Annotated in this window: 14 protein-coding genes; 11 read left to right on the forward strand and 3 right to left on the reverse strand. The window is 63.1% G+C overall.

Translation table 11 applies throughout. The features are described from left to right. The first annotated feature begins 85 nt into the window (after window positions 1-85). Window positions 86-1,078, forward strand: coding sequence for an alpha/beta hydrolase family protein (locus AC2CQI_RS17910; protein WP_484577459.1), 993 nt, complete (start codon window positions 86-88; stop codon window positions 1,076-1,078). Here the strand turns inward: AC2CQI_RS17910 and AC2CQI_RS17915 are convergent. From AC2CQI_RS17915 to AC2CQI_RS17925, 3 genes are read right to left on the reverse strand one after another with little or no spacing between them, the layout of a single operon-like run. After that, window positions 1,075-1,836 (reverse strand): TerB family tellurite resistance protein, encoded by a 762-nt coding sequence (locus AC2CQI_RS17915; RefSeq protein ID WP_075801594.1) that lies wholly within the window; start codon window positions 1,834-1,836, stop codon window positions 1,075-1,077. The genes AC2CQI_RS17910 and AC2CQI_RS17915 overlap by 4 nt on opposite strands. 1 nt (window position 1,837) lies before the next feature. Then, window positions 1,838-2,509, reverse strand: coding sequence for an N-acetylmuramate alpha-1-phosphate uridylyltransferase MurU (gene murU, locus AC2CQI_RS17920; protein WP_075801595.1), 672 nt, complete (start codon window positions 2,507-2,509; stop codon window positions 1,838-1,840). Further along, window positions 2,506-3,519, reverse strand: a complete 1,014-nt coding sequence (locus AC2CQI_RS17925; RefSeq protein WP_484577460.1) for an aminoglycoside phosphotransferase family protein — start codon at window positions 3,517-3,519, stop codon at window positions 2,506-2,508. Before AC2CQI_RS17925 ends, murU begins: the two co-directional genes overlap by 4 nt. Before the next feature lie 250 nt (window positions 3,520-3,769). Between AC2CQI_RS17925 and AC2CQI_RS17930 the strand changes: the two genes are divergently transcribed. From AC2CQI_RS17930 to AC2CQI_RS17975, 10 genes are all read left to right on the forward strand, one after another. Next, window positions 3,770-6,592 carry an LPS-assembly protein LptD gene (locus AC2CQI_RS17930; RefSeq protein ID WP_484577461.1) on the forward strand — a complete coding sequence of 941 codons (2,823 nt, stop codon included), beginning with the start codon at window positions 3,770-3,772 and terminating at the stop codon, window positions 6,590-6,592. Next, window positions 6,573-7,889, forward strand: a complete 1,317-nt coding sequence (surA, locus tag AC2CQI_RS17935; protein WP_075801598.1) for a peptidylprolyl isomerase SurA — start codon at window positions 6,573-6,575, stop codon at window positions 7,887-7,889. Before AC2CQI_RS17930 ends, surA begins: the two co-directional genes overlap by 20 nt. After that, the gene (pdxA, locus tag AC2CQI_RS17940) at window positions 7,886-8,875 is read left to right on the forward strand and encodes a 4-hydroxythreonine-4-phosphate dehydrogenase PdxA (protein WP_075801599.1); all 990 of its coding nucleotides are present in this window, start codon (window positions 7,886-7,888) and stop codon (window positions 8,873-8,875) included. The genes surA and pdxA overlap by 4 nt, the downstream gene beginning before the upstream one ends. Continuing rightward, window positions 8,872-9,678: a 16S rRNA (adenine(1518)-N(6)/adenine(1519)-N(6))-dimethyltransferase RsmA gene (rsmA, locus tag AC2CQI_RS17945; RefSeq protein WP_075801600.1), complete on the forward strand. Its 807-nt coding sequence runs from the start codon at window positions 8,872-8,874 to the stop codon at window positions 9,676-9,678. Before pdxA ends, rsmA begins: the two co-directional genes overlap by 4 nt. A gap of 102 nt (window positions 9,679-9,780) precedes the next feature. After that, on the forward strand, window positions 9,781-10,161 hold the full coding sequence (gene apaG, locus AC2CQI_RS17950) for a Co2+/Mg2+ efflux protein ApaG (RefSeq protein WP_075801601.1): 381 nt from the start codon (window positions 9,781-9,783) through the stop codon (window positions 10,159-10,161). Next, a complete protein-coding gene (locus tag AC2CQI_RS17955; protein WP_484577462.1) occupies window positions 10,161-11,021 on the forward strand; it encodes a symmetrical bis(5'-nucleosyl)-tetraphosphatase in 861 nt (286 codons plus the stop codon). The genes apaG and AC2CQI_RS17955 overlap by 1 nt, the downstream gene beginning before the upstream one ends. Before the next feature lie 32 nt (window positions 11,022-11,053). Beyond that, window positions 11,054-11,383, forward strand: coding sequence for a thiosulfate sulfurtransferase GlpE (glpE, locus tag AC2CQI_RS17960; RefSeq protein ID WP_075801603.1), 330 nt, complete (start codon window positions 11,054-11,056; stop codon window positions 11,381-11,383). A 281-nt stretch (window positions 11,384-11,664) separates the two neighbouring features. Next, complete coding sequence (locus AC2CQI_RS17965; RefSeq protein WP_075801604.1) at window positions 11,665-13,587, forward strand: PrkA family serine protein kinase; 1,923 nt, start codon at window positions 11,665-11,667, stop codon at window positions 13,585-13,587. Window positions 13,588-13,728: 141 nt separating this feature from the next. Continuing rightward, the gene (locus AC2CQI_RS17970) at window positions 13,729-15,003 is read left to right on the forward strand and encodes a YeaH/YhbH family protein (RefSeq protein ID WP_075801605.1); all 1,275 of its coding nucleotides are present in this window, start codon (window positions 13,729-13,731) and stop codon (window positions 15,001-15,003) included. Beyond that, window positions 15,000-16,562 (forward strand): SpoVR family protein, encoded by a 1,563-nt coding sequence (locus AC2CQI_RS17975; RefSeq protein ID WP_075801606.1) that lies wholly within the window; start codon window positions 15,000-15,002, stop codon window positions 16,560-16,562. Before AC2CQI_RS17970 ends, AC2CQI_RS17975 begins: the two co-directional genes overlap by 4 nt. Window positions 16,563-16,595: the final 33 nt, after the last annotated feature.

Raw genomic sequence — 16,595 nt, forward strand, 5'->3', positions numbered from 1 at the left:
GTCATATAGAAGGATGGCCACCCGGCGTGGCCGTCCCGGACAAATACCTTTAGGCTGCCGGTATATTTCTGGCCAGGATCGATCAATGTTCTCACTTTATCGCACGACGCTTCCTGCGTTATGCCTGACCTTGATACTACCTTGCAGCGTCCATGCCGAGGATGGCAAAACGCCAGAAAGCAAAGCGGACGCCGCGGTACAACGCCCTGCCCTGGTCGAGCGCACTCAGGAGGACGCCCTGGCCCTGGAGCGTCAGGTGCCCAAGGAAGAACAACAGAACCTGCAAGCCGGCAGCGACGGCTTCCTCGCCTTGTGGAAGCCGGCCAACAACCCGACACCCCAGGGCGTGCTGGTTATCCTTGCCGGTGCCGGGGAAACCGCCGACTGGCCGAAGACCGTCGGCCCGCTGCGGCGCAAGTTCCCGGATGCGGACTGGGGCACCCTGAGCCTGGCCCTGCCCGACCTGCTGACCGACAGCCCGGTGGCGCGCAGCGAAAGCCCGGCCCCGGCGCCCAAGGCCGAAGACACCAGCAAGGCGGCGCCGGCCAAGGACACCCCAGCCGACGCCAACGCCAATATCGCCCAGGCCACGGCGCCGGAGACTGACACCGAAACCAGCGAAAGCGCACCGGCCGACGCGAGCAGCGACAACACCGACGCCGAGCGTATCTTCGCCCGCCTCGATGCCGCCGTGGCCTATGCCCAGCAGCAGAATGCGCGCAGCGTGGTCGTCCTCGGCAGCGGTACCGGTGCCTATTGGGCTGCACGCTACATGAGCGAACGTCAGCCGGCGCAGGTGCAGAAACTGGTGATGGTCTCGGCGCAGACGCCGATCAAGGCCGAGCACAGCCTGGACAGCCTGACCCCGACCCTGAAAGTGCCGACCGCCGACTTCTACTACAACGATCAGGGCGCGGCCCGACAGGCAGCGCAGCAACGTCTGCAAGCCAGCAAGCGCCTGAAGGACAGCAACTACCGGCAGGTCGCCCTGACCGCGATGCCCGGCAACCGCTCTGCGGAGCAGGAGCAGTTGTTCAGGCGGATTCGCGGCTGGCTGAGTCCGAGCGAGGTTGATTAGAAGTCGCGGCGCTTGCGAATGATCGCGTAGGCCTGATGCAGTTCCCGGGTGCGTTCGGTCGCCTCGCGTACCCTGGCCGGACTGGCGCCGCTGCCCTGCAGTTTGTCCGGATGATGACGGCTGACCAGGCGACGATAGGCCTGCTTGATCTCGCCCTGTTCGGTATCGGGGCCGACACCCAGCAGGCGCAAGGCTTCGGCATAGCTGCCCGTTCCATCCAGTGCCGGCTTGCGCGGCTCGTAGTCACCGGCCAGGGCCTGGACCTTGGCTGCTGACCAGCCCAATTGCCGACCCCATTGCAACAACAACTCGCGCTCGTCACGCCCGGCGCGGCCATCGGCCCAGGCCATTCGGCAGCATGCTCGCAGTACACCTTCGGCGGCATTGGGCTGCGCCTTCAGCCGTTGCAGGTGCCCCTCGACCTTCTCCCGTCCGACCTTGCCCAGGTTGAACGCGGCAATCGCCCGCTTGCGCGCATCATCGTCCATTTCCAGGCGCTGCATTTCCTGACGGGCCTGCTGGATATGACCTTCCACCACCCGGCCATCGCTCTTGGCCATGCGCCCGAGCAGGACGAACAGCACCTCGTCATCGCGCAGGACCGGACGACCACCGAGCCTTTCCCGCAGGTGCGCCCAACTGTGCAACTGCAAACGGCGGTCCATCGCCTGCCCGAGCAGGGCTCCCAACAGCGCGCCAGGAATGCTGGCGACGGCGAAGCCGGCTCCGGCGCCTATCACTGTGCTCGGCCACAACATGTCAGCGGTGCTCGGCGAGCAGGCGCTCGACTTCGGCAAGACGCTCCAGGGTGCCCACGTCCACCCAGTGGCCGCGGAAATGCTCGCCACTGACCCGACCTTGGGCCATAGCAGCGCGCAGCAGCGGCGCCAGCTTGAAGGCACCGGCCTGGCAGCCGTCGAACAATGCCGGATCCAGCACGGAGATGCCGCTGAAGGTCAGGGTATCGTCGGCGCCGCCACCATCCTCGACCAGCCCTCCGGCCAGGCGGAAGTCGCCAGCACCGTGATGGCCGGGGTTATCCACCAGCACCAGATGGGCCAGCCCTTGCAACGGCTGGCGCAGGCCGGCGAAGTCGTAGTCGGTCCAGATATCGCCATTGACCAGCAGGAACGGTTCGTCCCCCAGCAGCGGTAGCGCCTTGAAGATCCCGCCGCCGGTTTCCAGCGGCTCGCCTTCGGCGGAGAAACGGATGCCCAGGCCGAAGCGCGAGCCGTCACCGAGATGATCCTCGATCTGCTGGCCGAGCCAGGCGTGATTGATCACGACCTCCGTGAAGCCAGCCGCGGCCAGGGCCCGCAGGTGGTACTCGATCAGCGGCACGCCGGCGACCGGCACCAGCGGCTTCGGTGTATGCAGGGTCAGCGGGCGCATGCGCTCGCCCTTGCCGGCGGCGAGGATCATCGCCTTCATGGACGCACTCCCAGGCTGGCGATCAGCTCGCCCAGTTCGGCCAGTTCCGGCCGACGGGAAATCACTTCATCTATATAGGCAAAGAAACGCGGCACGTCCGCCAGGTAGCGAGGCTTGCCGTCGCGGTGGCAGATACGGGCGAAGATACCAATGACCTTGAGGTGACGCTGCACCCCCATCAGGTCACTGGCGCGGTGGAAGTCCTCGAAGTCAGGCTGCACCGGGATACCCGCGGCACGCGCGCGCTCCCAGTAATCCCGCAGCCAGCCGGCGACCCGCGCCTGCGGCCAGCTGAGGAACGCGTCCTTGAACAGGCAGGTAATGTCGTAGGTGACCGGGCCATACACCGCGTCCTGGAAATCCAGCACGCCCGGATTCGGCACGCTGCGCATCAGGTTGCGCGGCATGTAGTCGCGGTGCACCAGCAACGTGGGCTGGGCCAGGGCGCTATCGATCAGCAGGGTGCTGGCCCGTTGCCAGAGGGCGGCCTGGTGTTCATCGAAGGTCTTGCCCAGTTCACGACCGACGTACCACTCGGGGAACAGCTCGACCTCGCGACGCAGCAGGGCCACGTCATAGCTCGGCAGGGGCGCGTCCATCGGCAGGCGCTGGAAGGCCAGCAAGGCATCGATGGCATCGTTGAACAGGGCGTCGGCGTTATCGGCGTCGATCACATCGAGGTAGGTCTGGTTGCCCAGGTCACTCAGCAGCAGGAAACCGCGCTCGAGATCCTCGGCGTGGATCACCGGCACATTGACCCCGGCGCTGGCCAGCAGGCGCGCCATATCGACGAAGGGCCGGCAGTTTTCCTGGGGTGGCGGCGCATCCATGATGATGAAGCTGCGGCCATCGGCCTGCCAGCGGAAGTAGCGGCGGAAACTGGCATCGCTGCTCGCGGCGGTCAGGCTGCCTGCGGGAACCGCTCCCCAGCCCTGGACTCGAAACAGGTTCGCCAGTTGCTCATCGAGCCAGACGGTCAGGTGTTGCAGGCGTACATCGTGATCGGGCATTGCAAGGGTCTCCGAGGGCCCCGGGTACTGGCCAGGCGCGGCGAGAACGGGCAAGGATGCGGAGTTTACTGGTTGTAAATGCGCATTCCGAGCCCGTTTTCGATGCGGCATGTGCAAGCGGGATGCATTTCTTACAGAGCCTAGCCGTCAAGCGGGGCATGCTTTATCATCCAGCATCTTTTTCAGACCATCGAGAGGCGTGCGGCCCCACACGCGGGCAGATGGCACGCAGGAAGCCCGGACTAATAAGATGGCATTGAAATCCCCCGCGTTTCGTAAAAAATTCCCGCTGCTGGTTACCGGCAGCCTGCTGGCATTGCAGCCTCTGGCGACCTCTTATGTCGTCGCGGCCGAGCAGTTCGACTGCCAGGTTTCCGCTTCCGGCGGATGGGACTGCAAGCCCAAGACCAGCGCCGCCCAGTTGCCGCCTCGCCCTGTGCATGACGGTGCTGCGGTCAGTTCGGCCAATGCTGGCCCGGGACAGTCCGCTGATGACGGCGCCGTCGAGGACCGCGGTCCCAAGCCTGTTCTGGTCACCGAATCCAAGGGCCGTGGTCTGAAATCCCGCAGCGCCGACTACAGCCACCTGGACTGGGTACCGCGCGAGAAACTGACTGCCGCCCAACTGGCCGAGACCGGCCCGTACTGCTCCGGTGCCTACATCGAGCCGATTCGCCCGGGCATGAACGACAGCACGCCGAAGGACGAGTCGCCGACCTTCCTCGGTGCCAAGGTTTCCCGCTACCAGCAGGAACAGCAGATCGCCACCCTCGCCGGTGACGTGGTCATGCGCCAGGGCAGCATGCAGGCCGAGGCCGACGAAGCCAACCTCTACCAGGCCGAGAACCGCGGCGAGCTGACCGGCAACGTGAAGATCCGCGACAACGGCTCGCTGGTCGTCGGCGACCGTGCCGAGATCCAGCTGGATACCGGCGAAGCCCAGGTCGACAACGCCGAATACGTGATGCACAAGTCGCGCATTCGCGGTAACGCCCTGTACGCCAAGCGTTCCGAGAACGCCATCATCCGCCTGAAGGATGGTACCTACACCACCTGTGAGCCGAACAGCAACGCCTGGCAGCTCAAGGGCAACAACATCACCCTGAACCCGGCCACCGGTTTCGGTACCGCGACCAACGTCACCCTGCGGGTCAAGGATATTCCGGTGCTCTACACACCGTATATCTACTTCCCGATCGACGACCGTCGCCAGTCCGGCTTCCTGCCGCCGTCTTTCAGCACCAGCAGCGATACCGGCTTCATGCTGGTCACGCCGTACTACTTCAACCTCGCGCCGAACTACGACGCCACGCTGTATCCACGCTACATGGCCAAGCGCGGCCTGTTGATGGAAGGCGAGTTCCGTTACCTGACGCCGAGCAGCGAAGGGCAGTTCGGTGGTGCCTGGTTGAATGACGAAGACGACGATCGCAAGAAGCAGACCGACTACACCGACAAGCGCTGGATGGTCAACTGGCAGCACAAGGGCGGTCTTGATTCGCGCCTGATGACCGAGATCGACTACACCGACATCAGCGACCCGTTCTACTTCCAGGACCTGGAAACCGACCAGATCGGTGTCGAAAATCGCGATTACCTGAACCAGCGCGCCGCCATGACCTATCGTGGCGACAGCTACACCGCGCAACTGGCTGTCCACGCCTATGAAATGGCTTCGATTTCCAATATCACGCCTTACGACAGGCTGCCACAGCTGATCCTCACCGGCATGCTGCCTTATCATCCAGGCGGCCTTGAGTTCAGCTATGAAGCCGACGCGACCCGCTTTGAGCGAGATCTGCAAGACGGTGTGGTGCTGGACAAAGACGGCGTTCCGGATCCAGCCACCGGCGGCAGACGCCTCGATGACAACGTTCTCGGCATTGCCCGAGCAAACGGTACCCGTCTGAACGCGGCACCGAAGATCAGCCTGCCGCTGTCCAATACCTACGGCTATCTGACCCCATCCCTCAAGTACGTTACCACCCAGTACGATCTTGATCTGGACGGCAAGGGCAAAAGCGACATCGCCGGCTACACCGCCGATCAGTTGCGGGTCAATGGCGACTACAAGAGCAGCCAGAACCGCAACATCCCGGTTGTCAGCGTCGACAGCGGCCTGTACTTCGACCGCGATACCCAGTGGTTCGGCAAGAACTACCGCCAGACCCTCGAACCACGCCTGTACTACCTCTATGTACCGTACAAGGATCAGGCGGATATCCCGATCTTCGACTCAGGCGAGACCTCGTTCAACTACGCCTCGCTGTTCCGCGACAACCGCTTCGTCGGCGGCGACCGCATCGGCGACGAGAACAAGCTCTCGCTGGGCGTGACCAACCGCTGGATCGAGGAAAACGGCTTCGAACGCCAGCGCTTCAGCATTGGCCAGGCCCTTTACTTCAAAGACCGCAAGGTTCAGTTGCCAGGCATCGACTGGAAAGACCGCGACGACGCTCAGGCCGATGTTTCGCCATATGCGCTGGAGTACGAGTACCGCTTCAACCGCGACTGGCGCTTCAATTCCGACTTCAACTGGGATCCGGACAGCCGCAGTACCCGCTCGGGTAGCGCAATGTTCCACTTCCAACCGGAAGACAATGTCAACAAGATCGTCAACCTTGGCTATCGCTACCGCAACGATATGGTTCGCTACGACAACATCACCGGCAAATGGTCGGTCGGTGGTGGCGACTACGGAACCCCTGGCCAGCCGGGCTACGTAAAGGACTACTACAAGATCCAGCAACATGACTTCTCGGTCATGTGGCCGATCGTCCCACAATGGACCGCGATTGCCCGCTGGCAGCACGACTACAACCGCAACCGTACCCTCGAAGCGATGGGCGGTTTCGAATATGACAACTGCTGCTGGAAGCTGCGCCTGGTCAACCGCTATTGGGTTGATTACGACGAATACAGCCAGGCCGCTCCGGAAAACGAAAAAGGCGACCACGGTGTCTTCCTGCAGATCGTGCTGAAAGGCCTCGGTGGCGTGGTTGGCAACAAGGTCGAGACGTTCCTCGACAAAGGCATTCAAGGTTACCGTGCACGTGAAGACCAAGCTTATTGATTGTCTGCGCCCGCTGATGCTGGGCGCTGTATTGCTGAGCAGCACCGCCCACGCGGCGGTGCAGACCCTGGACAAGATCGTCGCCATCGTCGACAACGACGTGGTCATGCAGAGCCAGCTGGACCAGCGTGTCCATGAGGTGCAGCAGACCATCGCCAAGCGTGGCGGCGCAGTGCCACCGGCCAGCGTTCTGGACCAGCAGGTACTGGAACGCCTGATCGTCGAAAACCTGCAACTGCAGATCGGCGAACGCTCCGGCATCCGCATCACCGACGAAGAACTGAACCAGGCCATCGGCACCATCGCCCAGCGCAACAACATGAGCCTGGAGCAGTTCCGTGCTGCCCTGGCCCATGACGGCCTGTCCTTCAATGACGCTCGCGAGCAGGTTCGTCGCGAGATGATCATCAGCCGCGTGCGTCAGCGTCGTGTTGCCGAGCGCATTCAGGTTTCCGAGCAGGAAGTGAAAAACTTCCTCGCTTCCGACCTGGGCAAGATGCAGCTGTCGGAAGAGTTCCGCCTGGCCAACATCCTGATCCCGACCCCGGAAAGCGCCAGCTCCACGGCTATCCAGGCCGCGGCTCAGCAGGCTGGCCAGGTCTACCAGCAGCTCAAGCAAGGCGCCGACTTCGCCCAGTTGGCCATCGCCCGCTCCGCCAGCGAAACCGCACTGGAAGGCGGCGAGATGGGCTGGCGCAAGGCGGCCCAGTTGCCACCTCCGTTTGACCGCATGCTGAGCACCATGGCGGTGGGCGATGTCACCGAGCCGGTACGTACCCCGGGCGGCTTCATCATCCTCAAGCTGCAGGAGAAACGCGGCGGCCAGACCCAACTGCGTGACGAAGTGCATGTTCGCCATATCCTGATCAAGCCAAGCGAGATCCGCAGCGAGGCCGAGACCAAGATCCTCGCGCAACGCCTGTACGACCGCATCCAGGCCGGCGAAGACTTCGCCGAACTGGCGAAGAGCTTCTCGGAAGACCCGGGTTCCGCCCTCAACGGCGGCGACCTGAACTGGGTCGACCCGAACAACCTGGTTCCGGAATTCCGCGAAGTCATGGCCAACGCTCCACAAGGCCAGGTGTCCAAGCCCTTCCAGACCCAATACGGCTGGCACGTCCTGGAAGTCCTTGGCCGCCGCGCCACCGACAGCACCGCCCAGGCTCGCGAGCAACAAGCGATGACCGTACTGCGCAACCGCAAGTACGATGAAGAACTGCAAACCTGGCTGCGTCAGATCCGCGACGAAGCCTACGTTGAAATCAAGCTTCCTGGCGCCGAACAGGCCGCCCAGTGAAACCGCAGCGCTTCGCCCTCACCCCCGGCGAACCCGCAGGCATAGGTCCCGACCTGTGCCTGCTGCTCGCCTCGCAAGCCCAGCCTCATCCCCTGATCGCCATTACCAGCCGTGACCTGCTCGCCGAGCGGGCCACGCAGCTGGGCGTGGCCGTCGAGCTGCTCCCCGTCAGCCCCGATGCCCTCCCCGACCAGCCGGCCAAGGCCGGCAGCCTGTATGTCTGGGACACACCGCTGGCCAATCCGGCAGTGGCGGGCACCCTGGACAAGGCCAATGCCGCCTTCGTCCTGGAAACCCTGACCCGCGCCGGACAAGGCTGCCTCGACGGGCACTTTGCCGGCATGATCACCGCCCCGGTACACAAGGGCGTGATCAACGAGAGCGGCATTCCGTTCTCCGGACACACCGAATTCCTCGCCGAGCTGACCCACACCGCCCAGGTGGTGATGATGCTCGCCACCCGCGGCCTGCGCGTGGCCCTGGTCACCACCCACCTGCCCCTGCGCGACGTGGCCGATGCCATCACCGTCGAACGCCTGGAGCGGGTCACGCGGATCCTGCATGCCGACCTGCAACAGAAATTCGGCATCGCCCGGCCGCGCATCCTGGTCTGCGGCCTGAACCCGCACGCCGGTGAAGGTGGTCACCTGGGCCGCGAGGAAATCGACATCATCGAGCCGACGCTGGAACGTCTGCGCACCGAAGGCATGGACCTGCGTGGCCCGCTGCCGGCCGACACCCTGTTTACCCCCAAATATCTGGAGCACTGCGACGCAGTGCTGGCGATGTACCACGACCAGGGCCTGCCCGTGCTCAAGTTCAAGGGCTTTGGCGCGGCGCTCAATGTCACCCTCGGCCTGCCGATCATCCGCACCTCGGTGGATCACGGCACCGCCCTGGACCTGGCCGGCACCGGCAAGGTCGACACCGGCAGCCTGCAGGTCGCCCTGGAAACCGCCTACCAGATGGCCGAGACCCGACTATGACCGAGCAATACCAACACCGGGCGCGCAAGCGCTTCGGCCAGAACTTCCTGCACGACGCTGGCGTGATCGACCGCATCCTGCGGGCCATCAACGCCAAGGCCGGCGAGCACATCCTCGAAATCGGCCCGGGCCAGGGCGCCCTGACCGAAGGTGTACTGGGCAGCGGCGCGCAACTGGATGTGGTCGAGCTGGACAAGGACCTGGTACCGATCCTCAACCAGCAGTTCGCCAGCCGTGATAATTTCCGCCTGCACCAGGGCGATGCGCTGAAGTTCGACTTCACCACCCTGGGTGCCGCCCCGCGCTCGCTGCGGGTGGTGGGCAACCTGCCGTACAACATCTCCACGCCGCTGATTTTCCACCTGCTGGACAACGCCCAACTGATCCGCGACATGCACTTCATGCTGCAGAAGGAAGTGGTCGAGCGCCTGGCCGCAGGCCCTGGCGGTGGTGATTGGGGCCGCCTGTCGATCATGGTCCAGTATCACTGCCGCGTGGAACACCTGTTCAACGTCGGCCCCGGCGCGTTCAACCCGCCACCGAAGGTGGATTCGGCCATCGTGCGCCTGGTGCCTCATGAAACCCTGCCGTTCCCGGCCAAGGATCATCGCCTGCTCGAGCGCATCGTCCGCGAAGCGTTCAACCAGCGCCGCAAGACCCTGCGCAACACCCTGAAGGCCCTGCTCAGCAGCGACGCCATCGAGGCTGCCGGTGTGGACGGCAGCCTGCGCCCCGAGCAACTCGACCTGGCCGCCTTCGTCCGCCTCGCGGACAAGCTGGCCGAACAGTCCGCCGCCAAGTGATTCACCGCCCGGCCGGCCTCGTCGCGAGGCTGGCCGGTTGCCACGCCCATGGCCTAGACTGACCCTCCATCGCCGCATCCGTTCGTCTTGAAGGCTCCCCGCATGTCCGATCCCCTGTACCAGGTCGACGTCAGCGTCGTCACCCGCTTCCTCCCGGAACAGTCGCAACCCGAAGCGAACCGCTTCGCCTTTGCCTACACCATCACCGTGAGCAACAACGGCAGCGTCGCCGCCAAGCTGATGTCCCGTCACTGGCTGATCACCGACGGCAATGGCAAGGTCGAAGAAGTCCGAGGCGACGGCGTCGTCGGTGAACAACCACTGATTGCACCGGGTCAAAGCCATACCTACAGCAGCGGCGCAGTGATCGCCACCAAGGTTGGCACCATGCAAGGCAGTTACCAGATGTTTGCCCAGGACGGTAAACGCTTCGACGCCGTGATCGCGCCGTTCCGCCTCGCCATGCCCGGGGCCCTGCACTGATGGCAACCTATGCCGTCGGCGACCTCCAGGGCTGCCTCGAACCGCTCAAGTGCCTGCTTGAGCGGGTCAGGTTCGATCCGGCCATCGACCGCCTGTGGCTGGTCGGAGACCTGGTCAACCGCGGGCCGCAGTCTCTAGAAACCCTGCGTTACCTCTACGCCATGCGCGACTCGCTGGTCTGCGTGCTGGGCAACCACGACCTGCACCTGCTGGCGGTCTGGCACAACATCGAGCGCCTGAAGAAAAGCGACACCCTGCGCGAGATCGTCGAGGCGCCGGACGCGGCGGACCTGCTCGACTGGCTGCGGCGGCAGAAGCTGCTGCATTTCGACGAGACCCGCGGCACCGTGCTGGTCCACGCCGGCATCCCGCCGCAATGGACCCTGGGCAAGGCCCTGGAGCTGGCGTCGGAGGTCGAGGACGCGCTGCGCGACGATCTGCGCATCAAGCAGTACCTCGACGGCATGTACGGCAATGACCCGGGCAAATGGAACAAGGACCTCACCGGCGTCCCCCGCCTGCGGGTGATCACCAACTATTTCACGCGCATGCGCTTCTGCACCGCCGAGGGCAAGCTCGACCTCAAGGGCAAGGAAGGCGCCGACACCGCGCCGCCCGGCTACAAGCCCTGGTTTGCGCACAAAGAGCGGCGCTCGCGGCACGTGAAGATCATCTTCGGTCACTGGGCCGCCCTCGAGGGCCGCTGTAGCGCACCCGGCGTATTCGCCCTCGACACCGGCTGCGTCTGGGGTGGTGCCATGACCCTGATGAACGTCGACAGCGGCGAGCTGCACCGCTGCGAGTGCAAGGCCAAGGACGACGACCCGTCCCTGCCCTCCCCATCGGCTACAAACGGCTAGAATGGCCCGTCATCGTTGAAGGAAACCGCCCCATGAGCGAATTCAAACGCATCCCTCCGGAACAGGCCCAGGCCCTGCGCGAACAAGGTGCGGTCGTGGTCGATATTCGCGACCCGCAGAGCTATGCAAACGGTCACATCGCCGGCTCCAGCCATCTGGACAACCATTCGGTGGCCGACTTCATCCGCAATGCCGACCTCGACGCCCCTACCGTGGTGGTCTGCTATCACGGCAATTCCAGCCAGAGCGCGGCGGCCTACCTGGTCAGCCAAGGCTTCTCCGACGTGTATAGCCTCGACGGCGGCTTCGAGCTGTGGCGCGGCACCTTCCCGGCGGAAACCGCCCAGGGAAACCCCGAATAATTTTTTTCCAGCCCCGCAGCCCGCGTCCCGCGCGGGCTAGCGCCTGACCGGACGAACGGTCATGGCGAACTTATCCGCCCTCCGCCCTTGACCTCCCCGAGAACCAACTATCCTTAAGCCCAGGCCATCCAAAAAAGGGGAGAGCCGGTACACCGGCGTGCGGGTCATCGGTAGCGATTTCGGGTGTTCTGGGGGGTATACAGCAGTCGTTCAACGCGATTGCATGCCAGCATCAGCTGACTGATCCGGCGTCGGCCTCACGTATCGAGCGAGGTGACGTCATGAGTATTTTTAGCCACTTCCAACAACGCTTCGAGTCCACCCGCCAGGAGGAGCTCTCGCTACAGGAGTACCTGGAGCTCTGCAAGAACGACCGCAGCGCCTATGCTTCGGCGGCCGAGCGCCTGCTCATGGCAATCGGCGAGCCGGAACTGGTCGACACCTCCAGCAACTCCAGGCTGTCGCGAATCTTCTCCAACAAGGTGATCCGCCGCTATCCGGCCTTTGCCGACTTCCATGGCATGGAAGAGTGCATCGACCAGATCGTCTCCTACTTCCGCCATGCCGCCCAAGGCCTGGAAGAGAAGAAACAGATCCTCTATCTGCTCGGCCCGGTGGGTGGCGGTAAGTCGTCCCTGGCGGAAAAACTGAAGCAGCTGATGGAAAAAGTGCCCTTCTACGCGATCAAGGGCTCGCCGGTGTTCGAGTCGCCCCTGGGGCTGTTCAACGCCGCCGAAGACGGCGCCATCCTCGAGGAAGACTTCGGCATTCCACGGCGCTACCTGAACACCATCATGTCGCCCTGGGCGACCAAGCGCCTGGCCGAGTTCGGCGGCGACATCAGCCAGTTCAAGGTGGTCAAGCTGTACCCGTCGATCCTCAACCAGATCGCCGTGGCCAAGACCGAACCGGGCGACGAGAACAACCAGGACATCTCGGCCCTCGTCGGCAAGGTGGATATCCGCAAGCTGGAGGAATTCCCGCAGAACGACGCGGACGCCTACAGCTACTCGGGCGCGCTGTGCCGGGCCAACCAGGGCCTGATGGAGTTCGTCGAGATGTTCAAGGCGCCGATCAAGGTCCTGCACCCGTTGCTCACCGCCACCCAGGAAGGCAACTACAACAGTACCGAAGGCCTGGGCGCGATCCCCTACTCCGGCATCCTGCTGGCCCACTCCAACGAATCGGAATGGCACAGCTTCCGCAACAACAAGAACAACGAGGCCTTCATCGACCGGATCTACATCGTCAAGGTGCCGTACTGCCTGCGCGTCAGCGACGAGATCAAGATCTACGACAAGCTGCTGTTCAACAGCTCCCTGGCCAAGGCCCATTGCGCACCTGACACCCTGAAGATGCTGGCCCAGTTCACCGTGCTCTCGCGCCTGAAAGAGCCGGAGAACTCCAACATCTACTCGAAGATGCGCGTGTACGACGGAGAGAACCTCAAGGACACCGATCCGAAGGCCAAGTCGATCCAGGAATACCGCGATTCCGCCGGCGTCGACGAGGGCATGAACGGCCTGTCCACCCGCTTCGCGTTCAAGATCCTGTCCAAGGTCTTCAACTTCGACCCGCATGAAGTGGCGGCCAACCCGGTCCACCTGCTCTATGTGCTGGAACAGCAGATCGAGCAGGAACAGTTCCCGGCCGAGGTGCGCGAGCGCTACCTGCGCTACCTGAAGGAATACCTGGCACCACGCTATATCGAGTTCATCGGCAAGGAAATCCAGACTGCCTACCTCGAGTCCTACAGCGAATACGGCCAGAACATCTTCGACCGCTACGTGCTGTACGCCGACTTCTGGATCCAGGACCAGGAATACCGCGACCCGGAAACCGGCGAGATCCTCAACCGCATCGCCCTCAACGAAGAACTGGAGAAGATCGAGAAACCGGCCGGTATCAGCAATCCGAAGGATTTCCGCAACGAGATCGTCAACTTCGTTCTGCGCGCCCGGGCCAACAACAACGGCAAGAATCCCACCTGGCTCAGCTACGAGAAGCTGCGGGTGGTCATCGAGAAGAAAATGTTCTCCAACACCGAGGACCTGCTGCCGGTCATCAGCTTCAACGCCAAGGCCAGCAAGGAAGACCAACAGAAGCACAACGACTTCGTTACGCGCATGGTGGAACGCGGCTACACCGACAAACAGGTTCGCCTGCTTTCGGAATGGTACCTGCGGGTCAGAAAGTCCCAGTAGCAGCTGCAAGCTGTAAGCCACAAGCCGTAAGCCATCCGCGGTGTGTACAGACACACCGCACGGCCAACGGCTGTGGCGAATGCTCTTTCTTGCAGCTTGTAGCTTGAAGCTTGCAGCTGTTTCCCAGCTACCGGAGGGCCCATGAGCTACGTCATCGACCGACGCCTGAACGGCAAGAACAAGAGCACGGTCAACCGCCAGCGCTTCCTGCGGCGTTACCGTGACCACATCAAGAAAGCCGTCGAGGAAGCCGTGAGTCGCCGCTCCATCACCGACATGGAGCACGGCGAACAGATCAGCATCCCCGGCCGCGATATCGACGAACCCGTGCTGCACCATGGCCGTGGCGGCAAGCAGACCGTCGTCCACCCGGGCAACAAGGAATTCACCGCCGGCGAACATATCGCCCGGCCGCAAGGCGGCAGCGGGGGCGGCGCAGGCCGCGGCAAGGCGGGCAACTCCGGCGAAGGCATGGACGAGTTCGTCTTCCAGATCACCCAGGAAGAATTCCTCGAGTTCATGTTCGAGGACCTCGAACTGCCCAACCTGGTCAAGCGCCACCTGACCGGCACCGACACCTTCAAGACCGTCCGCGCGGGTATCAGCAACGAGGGCAACCCGTCCCGGATCAACATCATCCGCACCCTGCGCTCGGCCCATGCGCGGCGTATCGCCCTGTCCGGCAGCAGCCGCGCCAAACTGCGCGAGGCAAAAGAGGAACTGGCGCGGCTGAAACGGGAAGAACCGGACAACTTCGGCGATATCCAGGAAATCGAGGCGGAAATCGAGCGCCTGAGCGCACGCATTCACCGCATCCCGTTCCTCGATACCTTCGACCTCAAGTACAACCTGCTGGTCAAGCATCCCAATCCCAGCTCCAAGGCGGTGATGTTCTGCCTGATGGACGTCTCCGGCTCCATGACCCAGGCTACCAAGGACATCGCCAAGCGCTTCTTCATCCTCCTGTACCTGTTCCTCAAGCGGAATTACGAACGCATCGAAGTGGTCTTCATCCGCCACCACACCAGCGCCCGCGAAGTGGACGAGGAAGAGTTCTTCTACTCCCGGGAAACCGGCGGCACCATCGTCTCCAGCGCCCTGAAACTGATGCAGGAGGTCATGGCCGAGCGCTATCCCGCCAACGAGTGGAACATCTATGCCGCCCAGGCCTCGGACGGCGACAACTGGAACGACGACTCGCCGATCTGCCGCGAGATCCTCAGCAAGCAGATCATGCCGTTCGTCCAGTACTACACTTACGTCGAGATCACCCCCCGCGAACATCAGGCATTGTGGTTCGAATACGAACGCATCGGCGAAGCCTTCCCCGATACGTTCGCCCAGCAGCAGCTGGTGTCGGCCGGCGATATCTACCCGGTCTTCCGTGAACTCTTCCAGCGCAGGTTAGTGACATGACCGCCAGAGAGCAGAAACGCCAACCCCTTTCCACCGGGTCCGAGTGGACGTTCGAGCTCATCCAGGCCTATGACCGCGAGATCAGCCGCCTGGCCGAGCGCTACGCCCTGGATACCTATCCCAACCAGATCGAAGTGATCACCGCCGAGCAGATGATGGACGCCTACGCCTCGGTGGGCATGCCGCTGGGCTATCACCACTGGTCCTACGGCAAGCACTTCCTCAGCACCGAAAAGTCCTACAGCCGCGGTCAGATGGGCCTGGCCTACGAGATCGTGATCAACTCCGACCCGTGCATCGCCTACCTGATGGAAGAGAACACCATCTGCATGCAGGCGCTGGTGGTGGCTCACGCCTGCTACGGGCACAACAGCTTCTTCAAGGGCAACTACCTGTTCCGCACCTGGACCGATGCCAGTTCTATCATCGATTACCTGGTGTTCGCCAAGCAGTACATCACCCAGTGCGAGGAACGCCACGGCATCGACGCTGTGGAGGACCTGCTCGACTCCTGCCATGCCCTGATGAACTACGGTGTCGATCGCTACAAACGGCCCTACCCCATCTCCGCCGAGGAAGAGCGCCGGCGGCAGAAGGACCGGGAAGAGCACCTGCAGAAGCAGATCAACGATCTGTGGCGAACCATCCCGAAAAGCGCGGACAAGGCCAGCGAAAAGGACACCGCGCGCTTCCCTGCCGAGCCACAGGAAAACATCCTCTACTTCATCGAGAAGCATGCCCCGCTGCTGGAGCCCTGGCAGCGCGAGATCGTGCGCATCGTGCGCAAGATCGCCCAGTACTTCTATCCTCAGCGCCAGACCCAGGTGATGAACGAAGGCTGGGCCACCTTCTGGCACTACACCCTGATGAACGACCTGTACGACGAAGGTCTGGTCACCGACGGTTTCATCCTGGAGTTTCTCCAGTCCCACACCAGCGTGGTGTTCCAGCCGGGCTTCGACAGCCCTTACTACAGCGGCATCAACCCCTATGCCCTGGGGTTCGCCATGTACACCGACATCCGCCGCATGTGCGAGCACCCCACGGAGGAAGATCGCCGCTGGTTCCCGGAAATCGCCGGCAGCGACTGGCTGTCCGCCGTGAAGTTCGCCATGAGCAGCTTCAAGGATGAGAGCTTCATCCTGCAGTACCTGTCACCCAAGGTGATCCGCGACCTGAAGCTGTTCAGCATCATGGACGATGACCAGCGCGACGACCTGCTGGTCCCGGCCATCCACGACGAAAGCGGCTACCGGGTGATCCGCGAAACCCTCGCGGCGCAGTACAACCTCGGCAACCGCGAGCCCAACGTACAGATTTGGAGCATCGACCGGCGCGGCGACCGCTCCCTCACCCTTCGCCACCAGCAGCATGACCGCAAGCCGCTGGGCGACTCCACCGAGGAAGTGCTCAAGCACCTGCACCGCCTGTGGGGCTTCGATATCCATCTGGAAACCCTGCAGGGCGACCAGATCATGAAGACCCACCACGTCCCCCCAAAGGGTGAACACGGCGACGGCGATCATGGCCGTCTCGACCTCGCCGTGGTGCACCTGTAACACCGACCGCCTCCGGGATGTCACACGGGTTAT

Source organism: Pseudomonas sp. P2S-1 (genome assembly GCF_057197725.1).